Source organism: Mesorhizobium silamurunense (genome assembly GCF_014843825.1).
GTDB classification, from domain to species: Bacteria; Pseudomonadota; Alphaproteobacteria; order Rhizobiales; family Rhizobiaceae; genus Mesorhizobium; species Mesorhizobium silamurunense.
In genome coordinates, this window is the sequence record NZ_JHQR01000303.1 from 1 (window position 1) to 6,992 (window position 6,992).

The window sequence follows — 6,992 nt, forward strand, 5'->3', positions numbered from 1 at the left end:
CCTTTTCCCTGGGTCAATGTGCGCGGCGACCGCGCCTACATCTCCGGCCACGGGCCGCAGGAGCCGGACGGCCGGCTCACCGGCCCGTCCGGCGTCGTCGGCGAGAGCGTGTCGCTGGAAAAGGCGCGGGCATCGGCCCGCAAGGTCGGGCTGTCGATGCTCGCGAGCCTCAGGCGCGAGCTCGGCAGCCTCGACCGGATCACCGGCTGGTGCCGCGTGCACGGCATGGTCAACGCGGCGCCGGGCTTCACCCAGACCCCAGCGGTGATGAACGGCTTTTCCGATCTCATCCTCGAAATCTTCGGGCCGGAGATCGGCCGCCACGCCCGCACCGCCATCGGCGTCTCCGCCCTGCCGTTCAATCTCCCGGTCGAGATCGAGGCCGAGGTGATGATCGGGGGGTGAGGGCGGCTTGACCAGGCCATTGTCGGCGCGATAGGCGGGGCACACGCCATCCAACCAACGAAAGGCCCGCCATGACAGACGCGATCGTAAGGGACAGCAACGGCACGCCGCTGACGGACGGCGACTCCGTGACCCTGATCAAGGATCTTAAGGTCAAGGGCACGTCCGAGACGATCAAGCGCGGCACGCTGGTGAAAAACATCCGCCTCAACGGCAACCCTGGCGAGATCGAATGCAACACCAAGCAGGTGAAGGGCCTGGTGCTGAAGACGGAGTTTTTGAAGAAGGCGTGATTGCGGCTTCGGTGCGGGGAGATTAAGGGCTCGGCTGCTTTCGCCAGTCGCCAGGTTGCAGGAGGAAGCGGGTCGGCCAATCTCCCCCCGCAAGGGTGGAGATCGGCAGTTCCAGCGCCGCCGCACGCCCTCACCCCCTCCCCTTATGTTGCACTGCGTTAGATTTGTTGCATTGCGATATAAACCCGTAGGGGCGAGGCTTTCCTGCAGGCGGGATACGAACGACCGTTGCGAGGTTCGCCTTCGTGTCAGCACCATCGCCGGACTTCCGGCCAGACATTGAGGGGTTGCGTGCGCTCGCCGTGGCGGGCGTCGTCGCCTTCCACTTCGGCCTCACCGCCCTGCCCGGCGGCTTTGCCGGCGTCGACATCTTCTTCGTCATCTCCGGCTACCTGATCACCCGCCATCTCGTCACCGAGATTTCCGGAACCGGCCGGCTCGACTTCCTGCGCTTCTACGCCCGGCGCGCGCGCAGGCTTTTGCCGGCGGCGCTTTTCGTCATCGCCGCGACGCTTGCCGCGGGTGCGATCATCCTCTCACCGGAGGAGCAGGCGCTCTATTCCAAGGGGGCGATGTGGGCTTCGGCCTATATGATCAACCTCTGGCTGATCCGCTGGTCGTTCGACTATTTCGCCAACGACGCCGCAAACAACCCGTTCATCCATTACTGGTCGCTGTCGGTGGAGGAGCAGTTCTATCTCGCCTGGCCGGCGCTCTTGATGCTGGCGGGCTGGCTGAAGCCCGGCAAGCGGACGATCATGCTTGTGATCGGCATTGCCGGCCTCGTCTCCTTCGCGGTCTGCGCTTGGCTGACCACCGTGTCGCAGCCCTGGGCGTTCTATTTCTCGCCGCTGCGCGCCTGGGAATTCGCCGCCGGCGGGCTGGCCTCGATGGCGCCGGCATGGCTGCTCCAGAAGCGCCGGTGGCTTGCCCTGGCGCTCAGCCTGGCCGGACTGGCGATGATTGCTTTTGCTTACTTCACCTTCAGCGAGGAGGCTCCCTTCCCCGGTTTCCTGGCGCTGGTGCCGGTTGCCGGCACTGTCCTTCTCCTGCTGGCGGGAGCGGCCGGCGTCAGGGTCGGCGTGAATGCCGCCCTGGCGCTGCCGCCCTTGCAGTGGGTCGGAAAGCTTTCCTATTCGCTCTATCTCTGGCATTGGCCGGTGATCGTCTATGCCGGCATGCTGGTGGAGCAGCTGACGCTCGCCCAACGCCTCGCCTGCCTCGGGCTGACGTTGGCGCTCTCGGCGCTGAGCTACCATTTCATCGAGAATCCGATCCGCCGCAACGGCTGGCTTATGGCCAATGCGGCGCGGGCGCTGGTGCCGGCCCTCCTCCTGACCGGCACCGGCGTCGCAGCCGCCTATGGCAATGCGGCGCTTGCCGTGCGCCACCAGGACCCCGAGCAGCGCAGCATCGCGGCAAGCGCGGCCGAACCCGCCACCGCGCGCGCCGAGGCCTGCGTCGAGGGCTACGACACTGTGACGCCGAAGCCATGCGTGTTCGGCAATGGCCGGCGCATGATCGCGTTGTTCGGCGATTCCCACGCCGATCACTGGTCGACGCCGCTGATCGAGGCGGGAAAGAAGAACGGCTACCGCGTCGAGACCTGGCTGAAGAGTTCGTGCCGGCCCTCGCGTTTCTCCTTCTATGTTACCAAGCTCAACCGCAACTACCGCGAATGCGACCAATGGCGCGAGCAGGCGATCAAGGAGATCATCGCCGCAAAACCTTCGCTGGTGGTGATCTCGGAGCTGTCGCTCACCTCCTCGCGCAAGATGGCCGCCGGCAAGGGCGAGCCGGACACGCCCGACGCCGTGTGGAGGGCCGGCCTGCGCTCGACGCTGACGACCTTAAGCAAGGCCGGACTGAAGATCGCCTTCATCCGTGACGTGCCGTTCAACGACGAGAACATCGACACCTGCGTGGCGCGCGCGCTATGGCGCGACAAGGCGCCTTCGCTCTGCGACCAGACGCGCAGCTATGCCGCTAACGACGCGATGGCCGCGGTCGAGCGCGAGATCGTCACCAGCGTGCCTAACGCCTCTTACGTCGACCTCACCGACCGCTTCTGCAACACCACCACCTGCCACGTCTTCATCGACGGCCAGCTCGCCTTCCGCGACCAGCACCATCTGGCGACGCCGTTTGCGGAATCGCTGGAGCCGGAGGTCGAGAAAAGGGTGATTTCGAAGGTGGGTAGGTAAGCGGGGCGCTGGAGCGCGTGATCTCCCCTCTTGCAGGGGAGATCAGCAGCTTCGGCGATGGCTCTCTACCCCGTCACAACCACAAAATGCTTGGTCACCGGCTCGAGGATCTTCCAGGTGCCTTTGAAGTCCGCCTCGACCACGAAGGCGTCACCCGGTCCGACCTCGACCGGCTCGCCGCCATCCGGCGTGATGACGATGCGGCCGGCGATCATGTGCACGAACTCGTAGTCGGTATAGGTCGCGTGGTAGGTGCCGGGCGAGGCGCGCCAGGTGCCCGCCATCACCTTGCCGTCGTCGGTGGCGTGCTGGACGGCGGTCTGCATGGTCGGCGACCCGTCGACCGCGATCCAGCCCGGCAGGTCGCCGGACTCGGCATGCTCGACGGCGCCGAATTTGAAAATGGTCTGTTTGGTCATTGAAGGCTCCTGGGATCGGGTTGGCTGGGCGATTGAATAGCCGATGGCGCCCGGGCTTCGCGCGCGATAACGCGACACGGCGCGACGGGATGGCGATTGGCCAATCCCTGCAGGGGATCGCCCCTCGCTCCATCCAAAATAACGCCGCGCATTTTCCTGGGAACATCGCCCGCTCCGAAACCGTTTACCCGTTGAAGGGGCATCCATCGAACCTAAAGGAGGCAGCGATGAAAAAGCTTCTGCTTGCTTCGATGATCGCCATCGCCTCGGCGTTTGCGATCGCGCCGGCCAGCGCCGGCAGCGTCCAGCTCGGTATCGGTATCGGCCCGTCCTATGACCCATACTACGGAGACGACTACTATGGCGGGTATTACCCTCACCGCTATTACCGACACGTCTACGATGACGACTACTACACTCCCTATCGTGAGCGTTATGTGGTGCGCTATCATAACCGGTATTATGGTGATAATTGCCGGATCAGGATCGTGAAGCACTGGCGCCATCACCACCGCGTCATCGAAAAAATCCGCATCTGCGAGCGCTGACCAATTAGCGCCCGTAAGCGGCGACATCTCCCCTCAAGGGTAGATGTCGCCGCAGGCGACAGATAAGACGTAAGTGGCTCGGACGCCGACATTCGAGGCGCGGCCTCGCGCTCCGGGCCCAGATATTGATGCCCTGCCGCCCTTCGCGGCGACCTCCTCCCTCAAGGGGCCGGTGACACCGGCCAACATTAGCGATCGGGAACATAGGCTTCCCGCGATGCGTTTACCTGATGATCAGCCTTCAGGAGGAGGTTGCCATGAAAAAATTGTTATTTGCTTCGGTGATCGCCGTTGCCTCCGCGGCAGCCACGGTCGCGCCGGCGGATGCGCGCGGATTCTTCGGTCTCGGTTTCGGTCCGTTCGGCGGCTATAGCCCGTTCTACGGCGGCCCGTTCTACGGTGGACCCTTCTACGGCGGACCGTTCTATGGCGGCCGCTATTACGGCCCGCGCTATTACGATGACTATTATCCCGGTTACGTGGTCCGCTATCCGCACCGCTACTACTACCGGCACTACCATTACCGCCATTGCCACGTGAGGTGGGTGAGGCACTGGCACCATCACCACCGGGTGCTGGAACGCGTGCGGATTTGCCGTTACTGACTAGGCGGGCAGCTTCGTCATCCTAACAAGGAGCGAAGCGACGCGGCGCAGACGCCGGAGGATGACGGAGAGGGGCGCTCCGTCTTGCCCACCTTGCAAATCCCACCCCTGCCATCTACCTCTCCGGTAACCACGGAGAATTGACGTGACGCAGCGAAGCGGCAGCGCCGACCTGCCGCTGCATGGCGGGCGGGTCCCGAAATGGCTGGGCGAGCGCATGACGCGGCTCGGCGCGGTGCTCTGCGAAGCCATCATCCACCATTACGGCTGCGACGAGCTTTTGCGCCGCCTGGCGCATCCCTTCTGGTTCCAGTCCTTCGGCGCCGTGATGGGCATGGACTGGCATTCCTCCGGCATCACCACCTCGGTCATCGGCGCGCTGAAGCGCGGCTTGAACCCGCTATCGGGCGAACTCGGTATTCATGTCTGCGGCGGGCGCGGCGCGCATTCGCGCAAGACGCCGGGCGAGCTGATCGCGATCGGCGACCATATTGGCCTCGATGGCGAGGCGCTGGCCACCGCCAGCCGCCTCGTCGCCAAGGTGGACAGCGCCGCCGTGCAGGACGGCTACGACCTCTATCTGCACGGCTTCATCGTCACCGATGACGGCCGCTGGGTGGTGGTGCAGCAGGGCATGAACGGCAACGCCCGCCAGGCCCGCCGCTACCACTGGCTGTCGGAGGGGCTTACGAGCTTCGTCGACCAGCCGCATGCGGCGATCGAGGGCGAGCGGCAGGGCGAGATCGTCAACCTCACCGACCGTCGCGCGGAAAAGGCCCGCATCGGCCAGATCGAGTTGCTCAAGACCATGAGCCCCGAAAAGATCCTGACGGAGCTGGCCGTGCTGGAGCCGCAGCCTGAGCCAGAGCCCGCCGCGCAGCCGCTGTTGCCCAACCTCGTCATGCCCGCGCATCACGACGTGCGCGAGAGCGACATCGTCATGCGCCGCCTGCACGGCAACATCGCGTCCGCGATCCAAAGCGGCCCGAAGGATTTTCCCGAGCTGCTCCTGGTGCCCGGCGTCGGCCCGCGCACGGTGCGCGCCCTGGCCATGGTGTCGGAAGTGGTGCACGGCGCGCCCTTCCGCTTCTCCGACCCGGCGCGCTTCTCGCTGGCCCACGGCGGCAAGGACCGCCACCCCTTCCCCGTGCCGCTAAAGGTCTATGACGAGACGATCTCGGTGCTGAAATCGGCGGTGAGCAAAGCCAAGCTCGGGCGGGATGAGGAATTGCAGGCGCTGCGACGGCTGGACGGGGAGTCACGCAGGATGGAGCGCTATGTGACGGGTCCGAGCTTGAAGGAGATTGTCGCGGGGGAAATGGACCAGTCGCATCTGCTGGGGGGACGGAGTGTGTTTGGGTGGGAGAAGGGGCCGCCTGACAGCGAGCCGAAGCCGCTGAAGAAAGGCGCTTGAGGCGCCTCTGAACAACTCTGACAAGGGCCGTCGGTCGGCGCCGCCCCTCATCCGCCTGCCGGCACCTTCTCCGTATGGTGACGGGGAGAAGGGAGATGACCGCGACGCCGGCGCCTATCTCGCGACGCTGGCGATCGGCGAAAGCGTCGGTGACAGCATCTTTCTCCCCGTCACCATACGGGGAGAAATGCCCGGCAGGGCGATGAGGGGCAGCGCCGGGCTTGGGCAATCTGGGACTTCAAAGCGCCGTCCAGCTCAGAGTATGAACTTTTCCGGCACTCAGCGTTTCATCATCAATCAACGCCCAGCATCCTGGCCGTGTGTCTCATCTCGTCACTGACCTCCAGCCCGTTGAGTTCCCGGTAAACGAACTCGGCGAGAACGATGGACGATGTCTCGAGTTCTTTGGACTTGAACGACAACCCCAGGTAATCCGCTACGTCCTTTCGGCGCAGTTTCCACGCATATGTGGCGCAGAGGATGATGTGATTGACGTTGTAGTTGCCGCTTTTCAGACGGTTGACCGCCTCCTCCAGAGCTTGCTCTTGCTTGCCTTCCTCCCAGAGAACTTCGCACTCATATGCGTGCCGTTGATCGGGGTTTAGCGCCGTAGGTTTCATCCAGGAATCTTCGCAATTCAGCGAATTTTCTTTCGCGCAGAAGCGTGATGTGTGTTTCTACATTCCTCTTTATGACGCTCAGAATTTCATCGTCATCCTCATCCATGGGCGCCTCCTTTACTTCCCCAATTTACTGAATTTCATCCGCATCGCCATGACTGGCTTACCACGATTGGGAGAACGTTCCGGAAATCCTTTCTAGCTGGTTGCGAATTTGCAATCCGGGCGAAATCTAGCGCACTTCACCCCGCCCGCCTCCCCATCATCATCCCGTAATGCACCGCGAGCAGATCCAGCCCGACCTTCAGCAGCTTGACCACCACATCGCGCCCCTCGCCCGTGCGTTCGGCGATGGCCTTTACCGACTGGCCTTCGAGGCAAATTCTGCGCACCACCTCGGCCACTTCCCAATGGGCGAGCGCGGCCGCGGCTTGGGCATGCGCGCGGCCGGCTGAGAGCACGCGGTCGGGGATGCCGCCGCCCA

8 protein-coding genes and 1 pseudogene are annotated in these 6,992 nt (G+C 64.0%); 6 read left to right on the forward strand and 3 right to left on the reverse strand.

Going from position 1 to position 6,992, the window contains the following annotated elements; genetic code table 11:
• From DH10_RS30230 to DH10_RS30240, 3 genes are all read left to right on the forward strand, one after another.
• Positions 1-405, forward strand: a 405-nt coding sequence (locus DH10_RS30230) for a RidA family protein (protein ID WP_192385667.1), incomplete at its 5' end; no start/stop codon positions are given.
• Between the two features lie 71 nt (positions 406-476).
• The gene (locus tag DH10_RS30235; protein ID WP_192256067.1) at positions 477-698 is read left to right on the forward strand and encodes an alkylphosphonate utilization protein; all 222 of its coding nucleotides are present in this window, start codon (positions 477-479) and stop codon (positions 696-698) included.
• A 245-nt stretch (positions 699-943) separates the two neighbouring features.
• Complete coding sequence (locus DH10_RS30240; RefSeq protein WP_192256065.1) at positions 944-2,902, forward strand: acyltransferase family protein; 1,959 nt, start codon at positions 944-946, stop codon at positions 2,900-2,902.
• A 65-nt stretch (positions 2,903-2,967) separates the two neighbouring features.
• Here the strand turns inward: DH10_RS30240 and DH10_RS30245 are convergent, their stop codons facing one another.
• The gene (locus DH10_RS30245) at positions 2,968-3,321 is read right to left on the reverse strand and encodes a cupin domain-containing protein (protein WP_192256063.1); all 354 of its coding nucleotides are present in this window, start codon (positions 3,319-3,321) and stop codon (positions 2,968-2,970) included.
• 89 nt (positions 3,322-3,410) lie between these two features.
• Here DH10_RS30245 and DH10_RS30250 point away from each other — a divergent pair, with 89 nt between their 5' ends.
• The 3 genes from DH10_RS30250 to DH10_RS30260 all read left to right on the forward strand — a co-directional run bounded on the left by DH10_RS30250 (position 3,411) and on the right by DH10_RS30260 (position 5,888).
• On the forward strand, positions 3,411-3,869 hold the full coding sequence (locus DH10_RS30250; RefSeq protein WP_246506545.1) for a hypothetical protein: 459 nt from the start codon (positions 3,411-3,413) through the stop codon (positions 3,867-3,869).
• Positions 3,870-4,126: 257 nt separating this feature from the next.
• Positions 4,127-4,474, forward strand: a complete 348-nt coding sequence (locus DH10_RS30255) for a hypothetical protein (protein WP_192256061.1) — start codon at positions 4,127-4,129, stop codon at positions 4,472-4,474.
• A gap of 145 nt (positions 4,475-4,619) precedes the next feature.
• Positions 4,620-5,888 (forward strand): DUF763 domain-containing protein, encoded by a 1,269-nt coding sequence (locus DH10_RS30260; RefSeq protein ID WP_192256059.1) that lies wholly within the window; start codon positions 4,620-4,622, stop codon positions 5,886-5,888.
• Positions 5,889-6,181: 293 nt separating this feature from the next.
• On the opposite strand, the gene DH10_RS30265 is transcribed toward DH10_RS30260, so the two are convergent.
• Positions 6,182-6,508 carry a hypothetical protein gene (locus DH10_RS30265; RefSeq protein WP_192256057.1) on the reverse strand — a complete coding sequence of 109 codons (327 nt, stop codon included), beginning with the start codon at positions 6,506-6,508 and terminating at the stop codon, positions 6,182-6,184.
• A 242-nt stretch (positions 6,509-6,750) separates the two neighbouring features.
• A pseudogene (locus tag DH10_RS30270) lies at positions 6,751-6,992 on the reverse strand (DUF6456 domain-containing protein); the annotation flags it as partial.